General features: G+C 69.6%; 23 protein-coding genes. 16 read left to right on the top strand and 7 right to left on the bottom strand.

The window, feature by feature from the left end:
- Positions 1-5: 5 nt before the first annotated feature.
- Positions 6-1,196 carry an NADP-dependent malic enzyme gene (locus ACFWY5_RS48410; protein WP_379612206.1) on the bottom strand — a complete coding sequence of 397 codons (1,191 nt, stop codon included), beginning with the start codon at positions 1,194-1,196 and terminating at the stop codon, positions 6-8.
- A gap of 274 nt (positions 1,197-1,470) precedes the next feature.
- Here ACFWY5_RS48410 and ACFWY5_RS48405 point away from each other — a divergent pair, with 274 nt between their 5' ends.
- From ACFWY5_RS48405 to ACFWY5_RS48390, 4 genes are read left to right on the top strand one after another with little or no spacing between them, the layout of a single operon-like run.
- Entirely contained in the window at positions 1,471-2,322 is an 852-nt protein-coding gene (locus ACFWY5_RS48405) for an ABC transporter substrate-binding protein (RefSeq protein ID WP_379612207.1), read from the top strand.
- The gene (locus tag ACFWY5_RS48400) at positions 2,322-3,131 is read left to right on the top strand and encodes an amino acid ABC transporter permease (protein ID WP_379612208.1); all 810 of its coding nucleotides are present in this window, start codon (positions 2,322-2,324) and stop codon (positions 3,129-3,131) included. The genes ACFWY5_RS48405 and ACFWY5_RS48400 overlap by 1 nt, the downstream gene beginning before the upstream one ends.
- Entirely contained in the window at positions 3,128-3,877 is a 750-nt protein-coding gene (locus tag ACFWY5_RS48395; protein ID WP_379612209.1) for an amino acid ABC transporter ATP-binding protein, read from the top strand. Before ACFWY5_RS48400 ends, ACFWY5_RS48395 begins: the two co-directional genes overlap by 4 nt.
- 47 nt (positions 3,878-3,924) lie before the next feature.
- A complete protein-coding gene (locus ACFWY5_RS48390) occupies positions 3,925-4,692 on the top strand; it encodes an ABC transporter substrate-binding protein (RefSeq protein WP_379638943.1) in 768 nt (255 codons plus the stop codon).
- Here the strand turns inward: ACFWY5_RS48390 and ACFWY5_RS48385 are convergent.
- Positions 4,641-4,976 carry a S24 family peptidase gene (locus ACFWY5_RS48385; RefSeq protein ID WP_379612212.1) on the bottom strand — a complete coding sequence of 112 codons (336 nt, stop codon included), beginning with the start codon at positions 4,974-4,976 and terminating at the stop codon, positions 4,641-4,643. The two genes, ACFWY5_RS48390 and ACFWY5_RS48385, sit on opposite strands and share 52 nt — an antisense overlap.
- Before the next feature lie 72 nt (positions 4,977-5,048).
- On the opposite strand from ACFWY5_RS48385, the gene sodN reads away from it, so the two are divergent.
- The 3 genes from sodN to ACFWY5_RS48370 all read left to right on the top strand — a co-directional run bounded on the left by sodN (position 5,049) and on the right by ACFWY5_RS48370 (position 6,817).
- The gene (gene sodN / locus ACFWY5_RS48380) at positions 5,049-5,450 is read left to right on the top strand and encodes a superoxide dismutase, Ni (RefSeq protein WP_221341572.1); all 402 of its coding nucleotides are present in this window, start codon (positions 5,049-5,051) and stop codon (positions 5,448-5,450) included.
- A 144-nt stretch (positions 5,451-5,594) separates the two neighbouring features.
- Positions 5,595-6,020: an anti-sigma factor gene (locus tag ACFWY5_RS48375; protein WP_184972484.1), complete on the top strand. Its 426-nt coding sequence runs from the start codon at positions 5,595-5,597 to the stop codon at positions 6,018-6,020.
- A 17-nt stretch (positions 6,021-6,037) separates the two neighbouring features.
- On the top strand, positions 6,038-6,817 hold the full coding sequence (locus ACFWY5_RS48370; RefSeq protein WP_379612213.1) for an RNA polymerase sigma factor SigF: 780 nt from the start codon (positions 6,038-6,040) through the stop codon (positions 6,815-6,817).
- Here the strand turns inward: ACFWY5_RS48370 and ACFWY5_RS48365 are convergent.
- Complete coding sequence (locus ACFWY5_RS48365) at positions 6,814-7,197, bottom strand: hypothetical protein (protein ID WP_379612214.1); 384 nt, start codon at positions 7,195-7,197, stop codon at positions 6,814-6,816. The genes ACFWY5_RS48370 and ACFWY5_RS48365 overlap by 4 nt on opposite strands.
- Before the next feature lie 645 nt (positions 7,198-7,842).
- Here ACFWY5_RS48365 and ACFWY5_RS48360 point away from each other — a divergent pair.
- Entirely contained in the window at positions 7,843-8,784 is a 942-nt protein-coding gene (locus ACFWY5_RS48360; protein ID WP_379612215.1) for a diacylglycerol/lipid kinase family protein, read from the top strand.
- Positions 8,785-9,057: 273 nt separating this feature from the next.
- Positions 9,058-9,309 carry a WhiB family transcriptional regulator gene (locus tag ACFWY5_RS48355; protein ID WP_184972476.1) on the top strand — a complete coding sequence of 84 codons (252 nt, stop codon included), beginning with the start codon at positions 9,058-9,060 and terminating at the stop codon, positions 9,307-9,309.
- 570 nt (positions 9,310-9,879) lie between these two features.
- Here ACFWY5_RS48355 and ACFWY5_RS48350 read toward each other — a convergent pair.
- Entirely contained in the window at positions 9,880-11,370 is a 1,491-nt protein-coding gene (locus ACFWY5_RS48350) for a histidine kinase N-terminal domain-containing protein (protein WP_379612216.1), read from the bottom strand.
- Positions 11,371-12,310: 940 nt separating this feature from the next.
- Between ACFWY5_RS48350 and ACFWY5_RS48345 the strand changes: the two genes are divergently transcribed.
- Complete coding sequence (locus tag ACFWY5_RS48345; protein ID WP_184972473.1) at positions 12,311-13,030, top strand: GntR family transcriptional regulator; 720 nt, start codon at positions 12,311-12,313, stop codon at positions 13,028-13,030.
- 157 nt (positions 13,031-13,187) lie between these two features.
- A complete protein-coding gene (gene bioD / locus ACFWY5_RS48340) occupies positions 13,188-13,904 on the top strand; it encodes a dethiobiotin synthase (protein ID WP_379612217.1) in 717 nt (238 codons plus the stop codon).
- A gap of 3 nt (positions 13,905-13,907) precedes the next feature.
- On the opposite strand, the gene ACFWY5_RS48335 is transcribed toward bioD, so the two are convergent.
- The gene (locus ACFWY5_RS48335) at positions 13,908-14,540 is read right to left on the bottom strand and encodes a hypothetical protein (RefSeq protein WP_379638942.1); all 633 of its coding nucleotides are present in this window, start codon (positions 14,538-14,540) and stop codon (positions 13,908-13,910) included.
- Positions 14,541-14,695: 155 nt separating this feature from the next.
- Here ACFWY5_RS48335 and ACFWY5_RS48330 point away from each other — a divergent pair, with 155 nt between their 5' ends.
- From ACFWY5_RS48330 to ACFWY5_RS48315, 4 genes are read left to right on the top strand one after another with little or no spacing between them, the layout of a single operon-like run.
- Positions 14,696-15,856, top strand: a complete 1,161-nt coding sequence (locus tag ACFWY5_RS48330) for a histidine kinase (RefSeq protein WP_379612219.1) — start codon at positions 14,696-14,698, stop codon at positions 15,854-15,856.
- On the top strand, positions 15,847-16,500 hold the full coding sequence (locus ACFWY5_RS48325) for a response regulator (protein WP_379612220.1): 654 nt from the start codon (positions 15,847-15,849) through the stop codon (positions 16,498-16,500). Before ACFWY5_RS48330 ends, ACFWY5_RS48325 begins: the two co-directional genes overlap by 10 nt.
- Complete coding sequence (locus ACFWY5_RS48320) at positions 16,497-17,264, top strand: DUF4097 family beta strand repeat-containing protein (RefSeq protein WP_379612221.1); 768 nt, start codon at positions 16,497-16,499, stop codon at positions 17,262-17,264. Before ACFWY5_RS48325 ends, ACFWY5_RS48320 begins: the two co-directional genes overlap by 4 nt.
- Before the next feature lie 39 nt (positions 17,265-17,303).
- Positions 17,304-18,950 carry an acetolactate synthase gene (locus ACFWY5_RS48315; RefSeq protein ID WP_379612222.1) on the top strand — a complete coding sequence of 549 codons (1,647 nt, stop codon included), beginning with the start codon at positions 17,304-17,306 and terminating at the stop codon, positions 18,948-18,950.
- A 5-nt stretch (positions 18,951-18,955) separates the two neighbouring features.
- Here the strand turns inward: ACFWY5_RS48315 and ACFWY5_RS48310 are convergent, their stop codons facing one another.
- Entirely contained in the window at positions 18,956-20,518 is a 1,563-nt protein-coding gene (locus ACFWY5_RS48310) for a protein kinase (RefSeq protein ID WP_379638941.1), read from the bottom strand.
- A 230-nt stretch (positions 20,519-20,748) separates the two neighbouring features.
- Here ACFWY5_RS48310 and ACFWY5_RS48305 point away from each other — a divergent pair, with 230 nt between their 5' ends.
- Positions 20,749-21,129: a thioesterase family protein gene (locus tag ACFWY5_RS48305; RefSeq protein ID WP_379638940.1), complete on the top strand. Its 381-nt coding sequence runs from the start codon at positions 20,749-20,751 to the stop codon at positions 21,127-21,129.
- On the opposite strand, the gene ACFWY5_RS48300 is transcribed toward ACFWY5_RS48305, so the two are convergent.
- The gene (locus tag ACFWY5_RS48300) at positions 21,119-21,331 is read right to left on the bottom strand and encodes a biotin/lipoyl-binding carrier protein (protein ID WP_379612226.1); all 213 of its coding nucleotides are present in this window, start codon (positions 21,329-21,331) and stop codon (positions 21,119-21,121) included. The two genes, ACFWY5_RS48305 and ACFWY5_RS48300, sit on opposite strands and share 11 nt — an antisense overlap.
- Positions 21,332-21,347: the final 16 nt, after the last annotated feature.

Raw genomic sequence — 21,347 nt, 5'->3', positions numbered from 1 at the left:
CGGGTCTAGAGGCGGCTGACCCCGTCGATCTGGGCCTGGGCGGCGACGGCGGCCGTCACCGCGGGCGCCACCCGGGCGTCGAACGGGCTCGGGATGATGTAGTCGGGGGTCAGGTCGTCGGCGACCACGTCGGCCAGGGCGTCGGCGGCGGCCACCTTCATGTTCTCGGTGATCGTGCGGGCGCGCACGTCGAGGGCGCCGCGGAAGACGCCGGGGAAGGCCAGCACGTTGTTGATCTGGTTGGGGTAGTCGGAACGGCCCGTGGCCACGACGCTCGCGTGGCGGCGGGCGACGGCCGGGTCGATCTCGGGGGTCGGGTTCGACAGGGCGAACACGATCGCGTCGGGTGACATGGAGGCGATGGCCTCCTCGGCGACGGTCGAGCCCGACAGTCCGATGAAGACGTCGGCGCCGGCCAGCGCCGACTCGGTCGAGCCGGTGTGACCCCCCTTGTTGGTGTCGCGGGCCAGCGCGGCCTTGACCGGGTTGAGGTCGGTGCGTCCCAGGTGGAGCAGGCCCTTGGAGTCGGCTACGGCGATGTCACCGATGCCGGCCTCCAGCAGGATGCGGCTCACCGCGACGCCGGAGGCGCCCGCTCCGGCCACCACGGCGCGCAACTCGGACAGGGAGCGTCCGGTGACCCGTGCGGCGTTCTTGAGCGCGGCCAGGGCCACGATGGCGGTGCCGTGCTGGTCGTCGTGGAAGACCGGGATGTCGAGCAGGTCGCGCAGCCGGTCCTCGACCTCGAAGCACCGGGGGGCGCTGATGTCCTCCAGGTTGATGCCGCCGAAGGAGGGCGCGAGCCGTACCACCGTCTCGACGAGTGCGTCGACGTCGGTGCAGGCGAGGCAGATGGGGACCGCGTCGACGCCCCCGAACTCCTTGAACAGGAGGGCCTTGCCCTCCATGACGGGCATCGCGGCGGCCGGGCCGATGTCGCCGAGCCCTAGCACAGCGGTGCCGTCGGAGACGACGGCGACCACATTCGAGACCCAGGTGTAATCGTTGACCAGCTCCGGGGAGTCGGCGATGGCCGAGCAGACGCGGGCCACTCCGGGGGTGTAGGCGAGGGAGAGGTCGTCCTTGTCGCGGACGGGGATGGTCGAGCGGACCTCAAGCTTGCCGCCGCGGTGCAGCGCGAAAGCGGGATCCAGGTCGAAGGAATCGAGCGAGGTGGAAGCGGGCGTGACAGCCACAGAGACCCCTGTAGGTTCATCGGACGGAAGGACAGACGCCACAAGGAGGCCTGGCTTCGGTAGCTGCCAGGTTCCCCTCGTCGATGGGTCGTCTCGTGAGGGGTACGGGGGTCACCCGTTTCATGATTGTGCCACATGGTGAGATAGATCAGGTGTCGGAGCTGACGCCGTTCTGTTGACGCATCGTTAAATCAGAACGCACGGACTGCTACTAACCGCCATCTAAACTTCACAAAACCTAACTTTCGTGGCATACCTCATGAGGAGGCCGAACATGGCCCTCTGGTCCTCGCGACGCCGTGGCTACGCCGTAGGCACGCTCGCTATCACCGCCGCCCTGACGCTGTCCGCCTGCGGCGGCCAGCAGGCGGGCACCGACACCGCGCAGCCGACGGGCGGCACCGCCGCGGGCGGCGCCAAGCTGGTGAAACCCGGCAAACTCACGACATGCACGAACATTCCCTATGAACCTTTCCAGTTCAAGGAAGGCGACAAGGTCGTGGGGTTCGACGTCGACATCGTCGACCTGGCCGCCAAGAAGCTCGGCGTGACCCAGGAGATCGTCGACATCGACTTCGCCCAGATCAAGAGCGGCGCGGCCATGGCCTCCGGCAAGTGCGACGTCGCCGCCGCGGGCATGACGATCACGGACGAGCGCAAGAAGAACATCGACTTCTCCGTGCCGTACTTCGACGCCACCCAGGCCCTGCTGGCCAAGAAGGGCACCGGCGCCACGTCCCTGGAAGACGTCAAGGCCAAGGGGCTCAAGCTCGGCGCGCAGGCCAGCACCACCGGCCTGGAGTTCGTGAAGGGCAAGGGCTTCGACCCGGTCGAGTACGCCGACTCGGCCAAGGAACTGCTCGCGCTGCAGTCCGGCCAGGCCGACGTCATCGTCCAGGACCTGCCCGTCGTCCTCACCTGGCTGAAGAAGCCGGACGTGGCCGCCAAGTTCGAGGTGATCGCCAGCCTCGACACCGGCGAGCAGTACGGCATCGGCCTCAAGAAGAACGCCGACCCGGTCCTGCTCAAGGCCATCAACGAGTCCATCGAAGCCGCCCAGAAGGACGGCACGTACGAGCAGATCTTCGTGAAGTGGTTCGACAAGAAGCCTGGTGAGCTGGGCTGATGAAGCCGTCCACGGCGGCTGAACCGGGCCGGGCCCGGTTCAGCCCTCGCCAGAAGCAGCGGGTCACGCGGATCGTCCAGTACGTCGTGCTGGCGCTCGCCGCCATCGCGCTGGTCCTCTATGTGGACTGGCCGAACCTGGCCCAGAACTTCGCCAAGCCCGAGGTCGCCCAGGAGACACTGCCCGAGCTGTTTACGATCGCGTTGAAGAACACGGTCATCTACACCGTGGGCGGTTTCATCCTCGCGTTCTTCTTCGGGCTCCTGTTCGCGCTCATGCGCATGTCCCAGGTGGCCGTCTACCGGTGGATCGCGACGATCTACATCGAGATCTTCCGCGGCCTGCCCGCGGTCCTGATCTTCATCATGATCACCTTCCTCCCGGTGGCGCTGCCCGGCTTCGTGGTGCCCGGCGACATCTACGGCCAGGTCTTCCTCGGCCTCGGCGTGATCGGCGCGGCCTACCAGGCCGAGGTCTTCCGCGCGGGACTGCAGGCGGTGCCCAAGGGCCAGACCGAGGCGGCCAGGTCCCTCGGCATGTCGGCGTCCAGGGCGCTGTTCACCGTGGTCGTCCCGCAGGCCGTCAGGATCGTCATCCCGCCGACGACCAACCAGTTCGTGATGCTGCTGAAGGACTCCTCGCTGGTGTTGTTCCTGGGGGTGTCCAGCCAGTACGTGGAGCTGGCCAAGTTCGGCAACGACCTGGCATCGGAACACTCCAACGCCACTCCGATCATGGTGGCGGGCATCACCTACCTCCTGGTCACGATCCCGCTCGGCTACCTCGCGCGCAGGCTGGAGAAGCGATGACGACGCCACACGCCATCGACGTCAGAGACCTGCACAAGAGCTTCGGCGACAACCACGTGCTCAAGGGCATCGACTTCACCGTCGATCCCGGCCAGGTCGTCTGCGTCATCGGGCCGTCGGGTTCCGGCAAGTCCACGCTGCTCCGCTGCGTGAACCTGCTGGAGCAGCCGTCCAAGGGCACGGTGTACGTGGAGGGCGTCGAGCTGACCGACCCCGACGTGGACATCGACGCCGTACGCCGCCGCATCGGCATGGTCTTCCAGCAGTTCAACCTGTTCCCGCACATGACGGCCCTGCAGAACGTCATGATCTCCCAGCAGCGGGTGCTCAAGCGCAGCAAGAAGGAAGCGGAGATCATCGCCAGGGAGAACCTGGACAAGGTCGGCGTGGGCGCCAAGTGCGCCGCCTACCCGGCCCAGCTCTCCGGCGGCCAGCAGCAGCGCGTGGCCATCGCCAGGGCGCTGGCGATGAACCCCGACCTGATGCTGTTCGACGAGCCCACCAGCGCCCTCGACCCCGAACTCGTCGGCGACGTGCTCACGGTCATGCGCAAGCTGGCCGAGGAGGGCATGACGATGATGGTGGTCACCCACGAGATGGGCTTCGCCCGCGAGGTGGCCGACCGGGTCGTGTTCATGGACGGCGGCGTGATCGTCGAGGAGGGCACCCCCGCCCAGCTCATCGGCGACCCGCAGCACGAGCGGACCAGGGCGTTCCTGCGGCGCGTCCTGCACCCCGAGGGCTGATGAGCACCGCACGCGGCAGGACGTCTCACGCGGGCTCCCCGGCCCGCGTGAGGCGTCGCGCGGTGATCTCGGCCGGGCTCGCGCTGCTCGCGCTCGCCGCCTGCGGAACCGAGCGCGTACGGCACGGCGATCCCTCCGGCGCCCTCACCATGTGCACCAACACGCCCTACGAGCCGTTCGAGTTCGAGCAGGAGGGCGTCATCGTCGGCTTCGACGTGGACCTGGTCTCCCTGGTGGCCCAGGAACTGCGCCGGCCGCTCAAGGTCGTCAGCGTCGAGTTCGACAGCATCCAGAACGGCAGCGCGCTCAACGACGGCACCTGCGCCCTGGCCGCCGCCGGAATCACGATCACCGCGGAACGCAAGAGGAACCTCGACTTCTCCACGCCCTACTTCGAGGCCTCGCAGGCCGTCCTGGTGCGCAGGGACAGCAAGCTGAAGAAGCTGACCGGCGCCAAGATCAAGGTCGGCGTCCAGACCGGCACCACGGGCGCCGACTACGCGCGGGAGAAGGGCCTGACCGTCGTCGAGTACGACGACTCGCTGCAGCAGCTGATCGGGCTGCAGGCCGGGCACGTGGACGCGCTGATCCAGGACCGGCCGGTGATCGCGCTCTGGCTGACCAAGCTCAAGCTCGGCAAGGAGCTGAAGCTGCTGGAGAGCCTGGAGACCGGTGAGGAGTACGGCATCGCCGTACGCAAGGGAAACACCGAGCTGCTCCGCACGGTGGACACGGTCCTGGAACGTGCCAGAAAAGACGGAACCTACGCGCGGTTGCGTGACAAATGGCTGGGCAACCTGAGCAACGGCCAGTAGCGCAGCACGACACGGCCCACGATGTCGTCGACCGGGCCGAAGTCCCAGCTGTCGCGCCTGCCTGAGGCGCGCTGGTTGTCGCTCTCCAGCCACCATCCCTCCTCGCCGTGCCACTGGGCCCGCTTGACGATGAGGCGCGCGGGATCGCCGGGCAGGCGGGCGACGACCAGGTCTCCCGGGTGGACCGTGGCGCCCCGCCGTACCAGCAGCCAGTCGCCCGGACGGAGCGCGGGCCGCATGGAGTCCCCTTCGACACGCACTCTCATGTGCTGTGACCCCCTCATCCATGGGCGTTTGCAGCCGAGTAAGGTCGGTAACCGGACCAAGCTGACTCAGCATCAAGGAAGGACTTTCTGATGCTCGCACGACTGCTACGACCCAAGCATGTCGCTTCCGCTCACTGCGACCTGCCCTGCGGCGTCTACGACCCCGCTCAGGCCCGGATCGAGGCGGAGTCGGTCAAGGCGATCATGGAGAAGTACGCCGGCAACGAGGACCCGGTCTTCCGCTCGCGCGCCCTCACGATCAAGGAGGAGCGCAGCGAGCTCGTCAAGCACCACCTGTGGGTGCTCTGGACCGACTACTTCAAGCCCCCGCACCTGGAGCAGTACCCGCAACTGCACCAGCTGTTCTGGGAGGCCACGAAGCTGGCCGGCGCGGCGGGCGGCAAGGGCACGGTAGACGTGGCCAAGGCGGACGACCTTCTCGGCAAGATCGACGAAATCTCCAAGATCTTCTGGGCGACTAAGGCCGCATAAATCGGGAGATAAGGCTCTGTGTGGTACCAGCCACGCAGAGCCTTTTCGTTCGTTGGCGAGTCTGAATCCGCCAAGCACCTCTCCGGGGCGGTAAGTTGCAGTCAGCGTCGAAACCGTACGGGGTCGCTGACCCGAGGGAGGAACGTGACCGAGGAAACCGAGACGCGCGCCGAGGGCGTGGCGGGCATCCGCGACGTGGTGAGCATCAGGCTCCCCGCAGCGAGCGCCTACCTGTCCGTGCTGCGTACGGCAACCGCCGGGCTGGCCGCGCGGCTGGACTTCACGCTCGACGAGATCGAAGATCTGCGGATCGCCGTCGACGAGGCGTGCGCCATGCTGCTGACCGAGGCGGTGCCAGGCACCGACCTGACGGCCGAGTTCGAGCTGACCGGGCAGGAGATGCAGGTCAGCGTGGAGGTCGCGACCGTCGGCAACTCCGCGCCCAAACGCGATGACTTCGCGTGGATGGTGCTGACGGCCCTTGCGGATGACGTGGACGCCGTGACCGACTCCCCCGACCGCATGGCGATCGTCCTGCGTAAGCGCCGAGGCGCGGCGAGGCCGGCGTGACGGAAAGGACTGGAGCCATGGCCACCAGCGAACACGCCGTCCCCGACCGGGTGCGCGCCCGCATGCTCTTCGCCGAGCTGGCCGAGCTGGGTCCCGACGAGCCGCGCCGTCAGCGCATCCGGGACGAGCTGGTCGAGCTTCACCTTCCCCTTGTCGAGTACCTGGCCCGCCGCTTCCGCAACCGCGGCGAATGGCTGGACGACCTCACCCAGGTCGCCACCATCGGCCTGATCAAGTCCATCGACCGCTTCGACCTCGCCCGCGGCGTGGAGTTCTCCACATACGCCACGCCGACGATCGTCGGCGAGATCAAGCGTCACTTCCGCGACAAGGGCTGGGCGGTCCGCGTACCACGCCGCCTGCAGGAGCTGAAGCTGTCGCTGACGAAGGCGATAAGCGAACTGTCGCAGCGCGAGGGCCGCGCGCCGACCGTGGCCGAACTGGCCGCCTTCCTCAAGATGACCGAGGAAGAGGTCCTGGAGGGCCTGGAGTCGGCCAATGCCTACTCGACCGTCTCGCTCGACGCGCCCGACTCCGGCGACGACGACGCGCCCGCCGTGTCCGACTCGCTCGGCATCGTGGACGAGTCACTCGAAGGCGTCGAGTACCGCGAATCGCTCAAACCGCTGCTCGAACGGCTGCCGCCGCGCGAGAAGCGCATCCTGCTGCTGCGGTTCTTCGGGAACATGACGCAGTCGCAGATCGCCACCGAGCTCGGGATCTCGCAGATGCACGTATCGCGCCTGCTGGCCCGCACGCTCGCGCAGCTACGCGAGGGACTGACCGCCGAGGACTAGCCGTCCTCCCCGTAGAGCGCCTTCGTGGTGGGGGGCGCCAGCAGTACGCCGAGGCCGACCAGGGCGACCGCCATCAGCGGAAACCCCAGGGCCGGCCGGTCCGCCTGGATCAGCGTGACAGCCACCGGGATCATGAAGATCTGGGTGAGCACGCTCGGCGCCCTCCCCCACCGCTCCACCTTGAACAACCCGCCCCACGCGACCCACAGCAGCCCGGCCCCGACCAGTAGCCCGAACCCGGCCTCCGCGACGGCGCTCGTCATGCTCTCCGGCCTGCCCACGATGGCCTCGACGGCGACGTAAACCCCCAGGCCCAGAGCCACCAGCCCCTCCAGAGCCACCAGCACCGCCGCCACCAACAAAGTCCCAGGACGCGTCACCCCCTCACCCTAATGGGCGCCCTCTGCTGCTGCCGCTCTCAACCCCCGTTGCTCTGTTGCTGCTGCCCTCAACCCCCGTTGCTCTGTTGCTGCTGCCCTCAACCCCCATTGCTCTGTTGCCGCCGCTCTCAAGCCCATTGCTCTGTTACGGCAAGCCCACCCACCCCCACCCGCCGTCGTGGGCGGGCGCCGATCGGGGGGATCGCTTCTCACGTCGGACGTGGTCCCCGCCGCAACGGCCCACGTTGACCAGCCACCATGCCCCAGGTCGGCCGCCTGCCGAGAGCGCCGAGCCCCACCGTCCAACGCCCCGCCGTCTCGGCGCTGGGAAGAGCGCGGGCTGACGCCGCGCCAGCCCCGAGCTCCCGCCACCACCCCGAGCTCGCCCCGGCGCACGCCGCCACCCCCGGTCAAACCACCACCCCCGGCCACACCGCCACCCCAAGCCTGCCTCCCGGCTCACGCCGCCACCCCAAGCTCGCCTCGCCGCTCCCGGGTCCCGGCAGTCCGGGGGTCGAGTCCAGGTGGCTGGTCTCGGTGGTCGAGTCCTGCCCTATCGGTGTGGGCGGGTTGTTCTGGTTTGGGGTGGGGATTTGGGTGGGTGTGGGAGGAGTGGGGCGATCGGGTAGCGGTTACGGTGGAGGCATGCGTGCGATGTTGCTGGTCAACCCCAAGGCGACCACCACGAACTCGCGGACCCGCGACGTCCTCATCCGCGCCCTGGGCGCCGCCGTTGATCTGACCGTCGAGGAGACCGGCTACCGCGGGCACGCGGCGGCGCTGGCCGGGAAGGCGACGGCGAAGGGGTTCGACGCGGTAGCCGTACTCGGTGGGGACGGGACCGTCAACGAAACGGTGAACGGCCTGCTCAACACGCCCGCCACCAGCGCGACCGAGCGGCCCGCGCTCATCGTCATCCCCGGCGGCAGCGCGAACGTCTTCGCCCGTGCGCTCGGCCTGCCCAACGACCCCGTCGAGGCCACGGGGGCGGTGCTGGAGGCGTTGCGGGAGGACCGGCGGCGGGTCGTGAGTTTGGGACATGCCCAATGGGAGGATGAGGGCAGGTACTTCACCTTCTGCTCGGGCATGGGCTATGACGCCGAGGTGATCAGGGCCGTCGAGGGGCTGCGCGGGAGCGGCAGAAAGGCCACTCCGGCACGTTATGTGAACACCGCGCTACGCCACTATGTCGCCACCGACAAGCGGACTCCGGCCATGACGCTCACCGGGCCCGGCATCCCGAGCGCGCACGGGATCTTCATGGCGATCATCTCGAACACCTCGCCCTGGACCTACGTGGGCACGCATCCGGTCACCCCGACTCCGTGGGCGAGTTTCGAGACCGGACTGGACCTGCTGGGGCTCCAGCGCCTGGGGCTCCCGACCATGTTGCCGCTGATCCGGAAGATCCTCACGGAGAGTGATCGCCTTCCGTCCGGACGCCACCTGGTTCAGCTGCACGACGAGGCCGAGTTCACGCTGACCGCCGAACGCCCCGTCGCCTTCCAGCTCGACGGTGACTACCTCGGCGAGCGAGAATCCATCACATTCCGGGCTACACCGAACGCGTTACAAGTTCTGGTCTAGATGGTTACATTCGGTCATTGTGTGACGCATCCGACATCCATCTCCGCCAAAACTTCCCACCAACCCTCTTGCGTGCACTCTGCGTGGCTGAAAAGCTCGTGAATGACATCGGAACGTAGGACCTTTAATCAGCCCCTTAGAGGTCTGCCGATGTTCAGCGGGCATCCCCGGGTCCACAGGATTCGGGAAAGGTTCGCGCGAGTTAGTGAATCTCTTCACAAAGTACTAGCCGCACGGAGTCAACCACCGGCTCCATCCACTAAGGAGTGACGCATGGACTGGCGCCACCGAGCTGCCTGCCGTGACGTGGACCCCGAGCTGTTCTTCCCGATCGGCAACACCGGCCCCGCGCTCATGCAGATCGAGGAGGCCAAGCAGGTCTGTCGTTCCTGCTCGGCCGTCGAGAAGTGCCTGAAGTGGGCGCTGGAGTCCGGTCAGGACGCCGGCGTGTGGGGTGGCCTGAGCGAAGACGAGCGCCGCGCACTCAAGCGCCGCCGCGCCCGCACTCGCGCCGCCGCCCTCTGAATCATCATAAGGTCCTTGAAGATCATCATAAGGTACGGCACAGCCGACCTGACACCACCCGCCGCCTTTGGCGGGCGCCGATCGTGGGGATCGCTTCTCACGTCGGACGTGGTACCCGCCGTCACGGCGCATCCTTGGCCGCCCAAGTGGTCCGACCCCTTGGACGACCAAGAGCGCGCCGTGGCGGCTTCCGCGTGCCACTCCCACAACACCTGACCGGCCCAGCCCAAGCCCTCGGCACCAGGTCCCGCCCGTCAGGACACCGGAAACCCGGGCCAACACCACTCGCCTGAACACCGGAACCGCAGGCCAACGCTGGCCGCCGCCCGCCTGTCCCGGCGCTGGAAGCCGGGGCCGTCGCCGCGTGTCTCCGCGCCGCGAGCGGGACCGACGTCCCGCCGCCCTGATGCTGGAAGCACGGGCCAACGCCACGCGTCTCGGCTCGGGAGACGCATGGTGACGCCGCGACATCCAAGCTCAAGCAGCCAACCGGGCTCGCGCCGTCAGCCCTGCCTCCGGCTCAGGAACACGCTCGCCGTACCCTCGAAACGCTCTTTTGCGGCGCGCGGCCTAGGGGCGGGACGCGTCGGGAGGGGCGGTGGGGAGGGGGATCGAGAGGGAGGCCTCTGTGCCGCCGCCGTCGCGTGGGGCCAGGGCGAGTTTGCCGGAGAGTTCCCCGACCACCAGGGTGCGGACGATCTGGAGGCCGAGGCTGGTGGAGTTCTCCAGGTCGAAGTCCTCGGGCAGGCCCAGGCCGTCGTCCCAGACGAGGATGTTCAGGCGCTCGGGCTCGGCCTTCACCACCACCTGGAGGCGCTTGGGGCGGCCGTGCTGGAGGGCGTTCTGGAGGAGTTCGGTCAGGGCCATGGCCAGCGGGGTGGCGATCAGCGACGGGAGGATGCCGAACGCGCCCACCCGGCGGGGGGTTACCGCGGCCTCGGGGGCCGACACCTCTCCCGCCATGGCGATCACACGGTCGGCGATGTCGTCGAAGTCCACGAACTCCTCGGGGGCGTGCGAGAGCGTCTCGTGCACGATCGCGATCGAACCCACGCGGCGCACCGCCTCTTCCAACGCCTCCCTGCCTTCGGGGACGCGTAGGCGCCTGGCCTGGAGGCGGAGGAGGGCCGCCACGGTCTGGAGGTTGTTCTTGACGCGGTGGTGGATCTCCCGGATGGTGGCGTCCTTGGTCATCAGCTCGCGTTCGCGGCGGCGCAGCTCGGTGACGTCGCGGATGAGGACCAGCGCTCCGATACGGCCGCCGCCCACGATCAGCGGGATCGCCCGGAGCTGAACGATCGTGCCGCCCGACTCCACCTCGGTCTCCTTGGCCGCGCGCCCGCTGGCCACGATCATGAGGTCCTCGTTGATGGGCTCGTCGGAGTAGCAGAGCTGCGCGGTGACCCGGCCCAGCTCAGCGCCCACGAGGTCGGCGTGCAGGCCCAGGCGGCGGTAGGCGGACAGGGCGTTCGGGGAGGCGTAGGTGACGCGTCCGGCACGGTCCAGCCTGAGCAGGCCGTCGCCCACCCGCGGCGAACGCACCAGGATCGGCTCCTCGCCCGAGAACGGGAACCGGCCCTCCGCCACCATCTGGGCCAGGTCGGAGGCGCTCTGGAGGTAGGTGAGTTCGAGGCGGGAGGGGGTGCGGGCCGACGACAGGTTCGTGGAGCGCTGGATGACGCCGATGAAGCGGCCGGAGCCGTCGGGCAGCGTACGGCGTACCGGAATCGTCTCCTCGCGGACCGGAACGCCCGTCGACCAGTCGGGGTCGCCCTCGCGGCAGATGCGGCGCTCGTTCCAGGCGGTGTCGATCAGATGGCGCTCGCCGCGGCCGACGACGCTGCCGACGATGTCGTCGTGGTAGACGGTAGGGCCGGTGGTGGGGCGCATCTGCGCGATCGCGATCCAGCCACGCTCCTCCAGCAGGGGCGTCCACAGGATGAGATCGGCGAACGAGAGGTCGGCCAGCAGCTGCCAGTCGGAGACCAGCGAGTGCAGCCAGTCGAGATCAGCCTCGTCAAGGGCGGTGTGGCGGACGACGAGGTCGCTGAGAGTCGGCACGAGTGCATCATGCGTGCTTAACACCGCAACAACCAAACCGACCACCCGCCACATGAACCGGTTCGCGTCCTACGGGACCCAATCCCGGGCACAACTACCCGGTTGCCCATGGGCTGTGCGGGCGGGGATGCGAGACGCCGGAAGACCGGACACCAGAGGGCGCACAGACACGGACGACGCCGACCCGAGCACGTAGGGCACCGGCATCCGGAGGCCCGAGGCCGCAGGTGTGGTGGCGGGCGGAGACACGAGGCGTGGGGTGCGTTGCCGGAACGGAGGTCGGAGGCTCCGGGGCGCGGGGCCGGAGGCGCGCGGCGCTGGGCTGAGGCCGAGGTGCGGTGGGCGGGCCCAGGCACGAGGCGCGGGCCGAGCGGTGGTGGGGGCGGGGGTCGTGGGGGCGTTGGGGCGGGGAAGGGTGGGGGATTGTGCACTCAAATGGGTTTTTTCGGGAATCTCACATTGTGAGAACCGTCACACTGTCCCAATCGCTCAGTTCCCCAGCCGGAACTGTGCAAGCGACCCCGGAGGTGACCAGCACGTTGATCGACTCAACGAGGTCGTTCACCTCGGACACGCCCCCGGCCCAGGCCCGCGTGAGCGCCGCAGGCCTCGTGGTGGATATCCTTCTCAGTCAGCCTGAGCTGCCAGTACGCGCGCGTGTCCAGGCGGGCGAGCCGGCCGCTGTGGCCCGCGAGTCCGGCCTGGAGACCGGCGTCCCGGCAGGAGCTGTCGTGCCGGTCGTCCGAGGGGCGCCGGGGACCGCACTGGAGGCCGCCGCCACCTGTGCGGAGCACGGCGTACGCGTCGGATGCCGCCGGCAGCCGCCAGTGCCCACACGACACTCTTGCCTGTGGTTGACCGCTCGGGCCAATCTGAGTTCCGATGATCTCGCGGTGATCAGACACGCCCTCACCGCCGTGGCAGAAGTGAAGGTGAGAGCGTGACTGAGGACCCCCCTCGCGTACCTAAGTACTACGACGTCAAACGCAGCCTGCTCGAACTGACCAAGAGCCTGCCGCCGGGTACCGCGCTGCCGCCCGAGCGGACGCTGGCCGTACGCTTCGAGACGTCGCGCACGACGGTGCGTCAGGCGCTCACCGAGCTCGTGGTGGAGGGCAGGCTGCTGCGCATCCAGGGCAAGGGCACGTTCGTCGCCCAGCCCAAGGTGGCGCAGGTGCTGCAGCTGACCTCCTACATCGGCGACCTGCGCACCGCCGGGCTCGAACCGGACACCAAGATCCTCGAGATCGGCTACATCACCGCCGACGAGCCGCTGGCCCGCCGCCTGGCCATCAACCCGGGCGGACGCGTGCTGCGCATCCACCGCCTGCGCCTGGCCAACGGCGAACCCGTCTCCATCGACACCACCCACCTCTCGGCCCGCCGCTTCCCCAGGCTGCGCCGCGAGCTGGAGGTCCACTCCTCGCTCTACGAGACGCTGCACAACGCCTACAACGTGCGCCTCACGGACGCCGAGGAGATCATCGAGACGGTCCTCGCCACGCCGTACGACGCGAAGGCCCTCGGCGTGGACGTCGGCCTCCCGATGCTCCTGCTGACCCGCCACGCCTTCGACGCCGACGGCAATCCGGTCGAGTGGGCACAATCGCTCTACCGCGGCGACCGCTACAAGTTCGTCACCCGCCTGCGCCGCCCTTAACCCGTCAAACCCCCATTCCCCTTTACGGCAAGCCGCACCACCCGCCCCCCGCCGTCACCCGCGCACCCCAAGTCGCTTCCACGCCCCTCGGGCGCGCCGTCACCTCACCGTGACGGCCGCGCCCTGGGCCGGCGAGGTGGTCGCTATCGTGGGCCACATGAGTGTCGTGGTAGTCACGGGGACCGACACCGGAGTGGGCATGACGGTCGTCACCGCCGCGGTCGCCGCCCTGGCCAGGCGGCGGGGCGCGAACGTGGCCGTGGTCAAGCCCGCCCAGACCGGCGCGAGGCCCGGCGAACCTGCTGATCTCGACGAGGTGATCAGGCTGTCCGGGGTCACCACCACGTTCGAGTTCGCCCGCTACCCGGACCCGCTCTCGCCCGCGGCCGCGGCCCGCGCGAGCGGCCTGCCGCCGGTGTCGCTGCCCGAGGTGGCGGTGCGGGTGCGGGAGCTGGCGGAGTCGAACCAGCTTGTCCTGGTCGAAGGCGTGGGCGGCCTGCTGGTGCGCTTCGACGAGGACGGCACCACGCTCGCCGACCTGGCCCGCTTGCTGACCGCGCAGGTGCTGGTCGTGGCCGGCCCCGGGCTCGGCACGCTCAACCACACCGCGCTGACACTGGAGGCGCTCGCGCACCGGGGCCTCGACCTGGCCGGGCTGGTGATCGGGTCGTGGCCGGACGAGCCGGACCTGGCCGAGCGCCTGAACGTGGCCGACCTGGAGATGCTGGCCGCCCGTCCGCTGGCCGGCGCGCTTCCCGCGAACGCCGCCGGCCACCCCGACTTCGCCGCGCTGGCCCACGCCGCCCTCGGTCCCACGCTGGGAGGCGGTTTCGACCCCGCGAGGTTCCGCCAGACGTTCAAACCCGCTCGGTGACCGTCAGGCGTTCCGGCAGCGAGCCTCGGGCAGTCCGCACACCCGTGCCGCCATCGTCCTGGCCTGCTTCACCAGCGTCCTGAAGTCCTTGACCGGCAGCCCGCGCCCGGAGTCGCCGACCTCGAAGTAGATGAGCACGGCCGCGCCCCTCCTGACCGCGGCGAAGCGCATGGACCCCTCGTAGTCCCTGTGGACCACCCTGATGCCCTCGTCGCCGACCTTGAGCGGACGGCTGGTGTAGGTGGACTTCAGGAAGTCGTCGCCGCCGACGGCACAGCGCTTCAGGTCGGCACGCAGGCCGTTCATGACCGTCCTGGCCGCCTTCACGTCGCGGTAGAGGGCCACCTGCTCACCCCAGGACTCGACCTCGACCGTCTTGACGATCGTCCTGGAGGCGATCCGGCCCCGGTCGGTCGCCTTCTTGCCGGACCAGTAGCGGTGCTCGCACGGGTCGAGCAGCAGGCCCGCCGTACGCGCGTCGCTGATCTTCCATCGCTCGACGTCCTTGTGCGGCCCGCGCGCCGCGGCCTCCGTCAGCAGGAAGCCCTTCGGCAGCGCCGGCGAGGCGGCCTGCGCGGGCACGCCCCACGCCAGCGTCGCGGTCGCCGCCGCGAGCGCGATCCCTGTCTTCATCATCGTTCCTCCCCTGTCCCGGTCCCCCTTCGTGAGATGCGGATCGTGGCCCGGTGGTTCGGGCGTAAGGCATGCTCGTGGGGTGGGGCTAGCACCACCCCCACTTCGCCCAGCAGGCCCCTGTCGAGGATCGGCGGCCAGTCCATAGGTTGGAGAGCATGAAAGTCCCCCGCCCCTGGTCGGCGCGTACCTGGCTGGACACGGCGCATGTCGTGACCGGTGTGCCGATCGCCGTGGTGCTCGCCGTGCTGACGGTCGTGCTGGCCGTGCTGCCGCCGGTGCTGCGGCGCAGCGTGCGCGGGCTGACCGCGGTGCAGCGTTCGCGCCTGGCCGCCTTCCTGGGGTTCGTGCTGCCGCCGGTGCCGCGCAGCACGGCCTGGCGCGACCGGCGGCTGTGGCGGCAGATCGGCTTCCACCTGCTGGCGCCGGTGCTGAGCGCGTTCGCCGTGGTGCTGGTCTGCGGGTTGTGGGGCGGCGGGCTGGTGGGGCTGACCGCGTTCCTGCAGCCGGTACTGCAGCCGCCGCCGGGGGTGTTCAAGTTCGATCTGCGCAACCCGGTCGTGGCGTCGTTGTTCACGGCCGTGGGGCTGGCCATGCTGATGCTGGCTCCGATCGCGGCGCGGGCGATGGCCGTACTGGAGATCTCGATCGCGCGGGCGCTGCTGGGCCCGAGCCACGCGGAGCTCGGCGAGCGCATCGAGAACCTCCAGGAGAGCCGGGCGGGCGTGATCGACGCGGCCGACGCCGAGCGCCGCCGCATCGAGAGGGACCTGCACGACGGCGCCCAGCAACGGCTGGTGTCGCTGGCCATGAACCTGGGCCTGGCCCGCGCCACGCTCACCGACCTGCCGGCGCCCGCCAAGGAAGCCATCGAGCAGGCGCACGAGGAGGCCAAGCAGGCCCTGCGCGAGCTACGCGACTTCGTGCGCGGTCTGCACCCCGCTGTGCTCAACGACCAGGGCCTGGACGCGGCCCTGTCCGGCGTCGCCGCCCGCTCCCTGGTGCCGGTACGGCTGCGCGTCGACATCGCCCAGCGGGTCTCGCCCACCATCGAGGCGGTGGCGTTCTTCGTGGTCTCCGAGGCGCTCACCAACATCGCCAAGCACGCCCAGGCGCGCTCCGCCGAGATCTCGGTGCGCCGGCGCGACCAATGGCTGACGCTGACGATCGTGGACGACGGGCGGGGCGGGGCCAGCATGGAGGGCGGAACCGGACTGCGCGGGCTGGCGCAACGCGTCCGCTCGGTGGATGGATCGCTGCACCTGGAAAGCCCGCTCGGCGGGCCGACGATGATCGAAGTGGAGCTACCGTGCGAGTAGTGCTGGCCGAGGATTCCGTCCTGCTCAGGGAGGGGCTCATCCGGCTGCTCGAAGCCTCCGGCATGCAGGTGGTGGCGACCTCGGGCGACGCGGAGGGGCTGCTGCGGGCCGCCGACGAACACCGGCCCGACCTCGTGCTGACCGACGTCCGGATGCCGCCCACGCACACCGACGAGGGCCTGCGCGCCGCGCTCGTGCTGCGCCGCCAGCAGCCGGAGCTGGCCGTGCTGGTGCTCTCGCAGTATGTCGAGGAACGCTACGCCGCCCAGCTGCTCTCCTCGGCGACCGGCAGCGTCGGTTACCTGTTGAAGGACCGGGTGGCCGACGTGACCGAGTTCATCGACGCGCTGCGCAGGGTGGCGGCCGGCGGCACGGTCCTGGACCCCGAGGTGGTCTCCCAGCTTCTCCTGCGCGGGCACAGCGACCCGCTCGACCGGCTCACCCCGCGCGAGCAGGAGGTGCTGAAGCTGATGGCCGAGGGCCGCTCGAACGCCGGCATCGGGCAGGAGCTCGTGCTCAGCGAAGGGGCGGTCGGCAAGCACATCGGCAACATCTTCACCAAACTCGACCTTTCGCCCGCCGAAGGCGACCACCGCCGGGTGCTGGCGGTCCTGCACTTCCTCAAGATCAGGAGCGTGCCGTGAGGGCGGTCTGGCTGACGTTCGGCGCCGTGCTGACGGTGCTCGCGCTGTTCCTGGCCAGCGGCGGGATGTGGGCGGGCTTCGCCCGCGCCCGCCCGCCGACGCACCAGAGCACGCGCACCATCCCCTTCGTCGGCAAGAAGCTCCAGATCGAGGCGCGCGGCGACGTGAGCGTGTCGATCGTGCCGGGCGCCGCCGGCGAGATCCAGCTCGACCAGCGGCTGCGCTGGTCGGAGACGCGGCCGAACGTCTCCGAGGACTGGAACGGCACCACCCTGCGCCTGGCCGCGGACTGCCCCAACATCAACAACGACCGCGGCCTCACGTGCGACACCGACTACACGGTCTTCGTGCCCTCGGAGACCAACCTGGACGCGACGGTGGAGGCCGGCACCCTCCGGGTCGACAGCCTGTACGGCGACGTCCGCATGACCACGGTCTCCGGGGACATCGGCGTCACCCAGACCGTGGGCAAGTTGTGGGCCCGCAGCGGTTCCGGCAACATCCGCGCCTTCGACCTGCGCGGCGAGGAGGCCGACACCGAGACCGGCGAGGGGCAGGTCGAGCTCAACTTCCGTGAGCGGCCCATGAACGTGAAGGCGCTGGTCCGCACGCAGGGCGACATCAGGATCAACGTGGAGGACGGCGCCTACGACGTCACCGTCCAGGCGGAGACCCCCGACGTCGACGTGGTCCACGACCCGTCCTCGGTCCGCAAGATCGACGCCCGTGCCCAGTACGGCCGGGTCGACATCTGCTGTGGATGACCTCTGTTTGAGGAGGTGACTGGTTGGTAGGTTCCCGGCATGGAGTCCGCGAAGCATGCCGGTGACGCAGCCGTCGCCGTGTCCAAGGCCTATGGCATCGAGACCATGTTCACCCTCTCCGGAGGCCACGTCTTTCCGTTGTACGACGGCGCGGTGCACGAGGACATGCGGATCCTCGACGTACGCCACGAGCAGAGCGCCGTCTTCGCCGCCGAGGCCACGGCGAGGCTCACCCGCAAGCCCGGCCTGGCGGTGCTGACCGCCGGCCCCGGCATCACCAACGGTGTCAGCGGCGTCGCCACCGCGCATTTCAACGGCTCGCCCCTGGTCGTGATGGGCGGCCGGGCCCCGCAGTCGCGCTGGGGCAGCGGCGCGCTCCAGGAGCTGAACCATCCTCCGCTGCTCGAACCGATCACCAAGCTGGCCTTCACCGCCACCGGCCCCGACTCGATCGGCCAGGACGTCGAGATGGCCTTCCGCACGGCGATCGCCCCGCACCGCGGCCCGGTGTTCATCGACTTCGCCATGGACCACCTGTTCTCCCCCTCGCCGGCGCACGCCGCCGACACCCAGACCCCGTCGCCGCTGGAGCCGGATCCGGATGCCGTCGCGGCGATCGCCCGGCTGATCGGCGAGGCGGAGCGGCCGGTGCTGGTGCTCGGCTCCGACGTGTGGATGGACCGCGCCGAGGAGGCGGCCCGCGACTTCGCCGAGTCGTGGAAGCTGCCGGTGATCCTCAACGGCCAGGGTCGCGGCATTCTGCCCGCCGGCCACGAACTGCTGGTCACGCGCGCCCGCGGACAGGCGTTCGGCGAGGCCGACCTGGTCATCGTGGTCGGCACCCCGCTCGACTTCCGCCTGGGCTACGGCTGGTTCGGCGGCAAGAACGGCACCTCGCTGGCGCGCGTGGTGCACATCGTGGACGCGCCGTCGCAACTCGCCACACACATGCAACCGGCCGCGTCGGCCGCGGGCGACCTGTCGGTGGTCTTCTGGAGCCTGGGTACGGCCTGCGGCGAAGCCGACATCAAGCCCGCCCGCTACGCCCCCTGGACCGCCAGGCTGGCCGAGACCGCGGCCGCGGCCGTGGCCGCCGACGCCGACCTCCTGACCGCCGGCTCCGACCCGATCCACCCCATGCGCATCTACGGCGAACTGGCCAAGATCCTGGCCGACGACGCCGTGGTGATCGGCGACGGCGGCGACTTCGTCTCCTACGCGGGCAAGTACGTGGAGCCGAAGCAGCCGGGCAACTGGCTCGACCCCGGCCCGTACGGCTGCCTGGGCACCGGCCTCGGCTACTCGATCGCCGCCCGCCTGGCCCGCCCGTCCTCGCAGGTCGTGCTGCTGCTCGGCGACGGCGCCGCCGGCTTCTCCCTCATGGACGTCGACTCCCTGGTACGGCACGGCCTGCCCGTCGTCATGATCTGCGGCAACAACGGCATCTGGGGCCTGGAGAAGCACCCGATGCAGATGCTCTACGGCTACGACGTGGCCGCAGAACTGCGTCCGCAGACCCGCTACGACCAGGTGGTGACGGCGCTGGGCGGCGGCGGCGAGCTGGTGACCAGGCCGTCGGAGATCGGTCCCGCGCTGCGGCGGGCCTTCGACTCCGGCGTGCCGTACATGGTGAACATCGCGACGGACCCGCAGATCGCCTACCCCCGCAACACCACGGGGGTCTGAGGCGGCTACTGCTTGAGGCTCGGCGTCGGCGTCGCGGAAGGCGTCGGCGTCGGGGAGCAGAGCTCGGTGTTGACCAGCGTCAGCAGGACGGCCTTCTTCAGCTCCAGCTTGGCGCCGGCGCCCGGATTCTGCTCGACGACGGTCAGGCAGCGCTCGGGGAACTGGCCGCGTTCCTGATCGTCCACGCGGACGGTGAACCCGGCGGCGAGGATGATCCGGCGGGCATCGGGGTACTTCATGTTGACGACGCCCGGCACCGGCTTCTTGATCGCCGGAGTGGGCGACGGCGTCTTGGTGCCCTTCGTGGCCGACGGCGTGGTCGTGGGCGTCTTCGTCGTCGTGGGCGTCTTGGTCGGCTCCGGCTCCTCAGTGGGTTCTTGCCGGACCGGCGGGCGCGTGGACTCCTCGACGGTTGGCGTCGGCCGTGGCCGTATCCTCGTGTTCTTGGGCGGCGGGGGCTTGGTGGTGCTCACCTCGGCGCCGATCGGGCTGGTGGTCGCCTCGGGGTCGCCGTCCGTGGTCATCCCGGTGATCGCGACCGCGCCCGCGCCCACGCCGAGCACCAGGGCGACGGCTATCGCGGCGACCAGGCCGCCCCTGCGGCGGGCCTTGGACGCGCGCCGGTTGCCCCGGCGCGGCTGGGCGACGGTGGTGTTGTCGTCGGACGGCGCGGCGGGCGGCCCCTGGACCGCTCCCGTCTGGTACGCCTCGACCGGTGGCGCCATCGTGGCGCCGGTGACCACGTCGGGCACCTCGCCGGCGGCGACCTGGCGGGAGGCGCGGCTCATCTCGGCGGCGCTGGCGAAACGCCTGGCCGGGTCCTTGGACAGCGCCTTCTCCACCAGCGCGCGCACGGCCGGCGGGATCTCGGCGGGCAGTGGTGGCGGAGCTTCCCTGATGTGCTTGAGCGCGATCGTGACCGCGCTGTCGCCGTCGAAGGGGCGCTGGCCGACGAGGCATTCGTAGGCGACCACGCCGAGCGCGTAGATGTCGACCGCGGGGGTCACGGGGGCGCCTTCGGCCTGCTCGGGCGCGCAGTAGGCGGCGGTGCCGAGCACCATGCCGGCGTCGGTGAGCCGGTTGGCCAGGTCGGAGCGGGCGATGCCGAAGTCGGTGAGCACGAGCGTGCCGTCGCGCTGGACCATCAGGTTGCCCGGCTTCACGTCCCGGTGCACGATGCCCTGGTCGTGTACGGCCTGCAGCGCGGAGGCCGCCTGCGCGATGAGCTCCATCGCCGGTTCTGGCGCGATCCGGCCGAGGCGGATCAACAGGCGGTCGAGCGGTTCGCCGTCGACGAACTTCATCACCAGGTAGACGGTGTCGCCGCTGACTCCGTAGTCGTAGACGTCCACGACGCCCGGGTGGTTGATCGTGGCCATGGCTCGTGCCTCGCCCTGGAAGCGGGCCACGAAGCCGGGGTCGTCCATCCGACCTGGGAGCAGCACTTTGACAGCGACGGTCCGCGCGAGGACGATGTCCTCCCCACGCCAGACCTCGCCCATGCCACCGGCGCCGATGCGGGTGTCGAGGCGATACCTCCCCGCCAGCGTCGTCCCTTGCGCGACCATGTCTCCCCCGGTACCCCCTGCCTCTCCAACCCCAGACACCAACAAAGCGAACTTGTGTCGCAGCGGGGTAACACAGAGGTCACGGAACTTCGAGAGTGTATGACCCTGGCGTCCCACACGCCACTCATATGCCACAAGCCGTACAAACCCTATCCTGCGGCCTTCTGATGGACCTTGTCCGCGTTTCCCGGAGATCTGGGCCCCATCAGCACCACCAGTAGGCTGAGGCCATGACGCTCGCTCCCGGTCTCCGTTCCCAGCTGCTCATCATGGTCGAGCGTGAGGACACGGCCGCCAAGATCGGCAGCGGTGACGTGCCGGTGCTGGCCACGCCGCGGCTGCTCGCGCTGGCCGAGATGGCCACCTTGCAGGCCGTACGCCCGCATCTGGGCGCGGGCGAGACGTCGGTCGGGACCCGCGTCCAGCTCGACCACCTGGCGGCCAGCCCGGTCGGCACCCACGTCGAGATCAGCACCGAGCTCACCGAGGTCGACGGCCGGCGACTGGTCTTCAGCTTCGTCGCCCGCGACCGCACCACGCTGGTCGGGCAGGGCACCATCGAGCGAGTCGTCGTCGACCGCGAACGGTTCATGGAGCGCGCTACTCGATGACGGCGATCAGGTCGCCTTCCTGGATCACGTCACCCTCGGCGACCTTGAGCTGCGCCACCACGCCGGAGTCCTCGGCGAGGACGGGGATCTCCATCTTCATCGACTCGAGAATGACCAGCGTGTCGCCGTCCTCGACGGTGTCGCCCTCCTTGACGACGACCTTCCAGACGTTCGCCACCATCTCCGCGTATACCTCGGCCACGGGTGCTCCCCTCTTC

Origin of the sequence: Nonomuraea sp. NPDC059007 (genome assembly GCF_042740555.1) — a bacterium.
Taxonomy (GTDB): Bacteria; Actinomycetota; Actinomycetes; order Streptosporangiales; family Streptosporangiaceae; genus Nonomuraea.
This window is presented reverse-complemented; position numbering and strand designations above follow the sequence as displayed.